This is a genomic window from Wenyingzhuangia sp. 2_MG-2023, from assembly GCF_030548295.1.
GTDB lineage: Bacteria > Bacteroidota > Bacteroidia > Flavobacteriales > Flavobacteriaceae > Wenyingzhuangia.
Genome location: NZ_JAUOSB010000221.1, coordinates 1 through 231 on the forward strand (window position 1 = coordinate 1; position 231 = coordinate 231).

Below are 231 nucleotides of genomic sequence, written 5' to 3' on the forward strand. Positions count from 1 at the left end.
AGCACCTGCTGCACCAGAAACCACAAGTGTTTCTCCTTATTTTGGATTCCCTATTTCTGTAAGTCCACAATAAGCCGTTAAACCAGTCATTCCCACAACACCTAAATATGCACTTAAAGGAACTTTGTTATGATCTATTTTATTTAATCCTTCTCCTGTAGAAATTTGTTTTGTTTTCCAAGCTAGTAAAACAGAAACATAATCACCTTCTTTAAAATCAGTGTTTTTAGA

General features: G+C 34.2%; 1 pseudogene. It reads right to left on the reverse strand.

The window, feature by feature from the left end:
- Positions 1–39: 39 nt before the first annotated feature.
- Positions 40–231: pseudogene (locus Q4548_RS17095) on the reverse strand (NADP-dependent oxidoreductase); the annotation flags it as partial.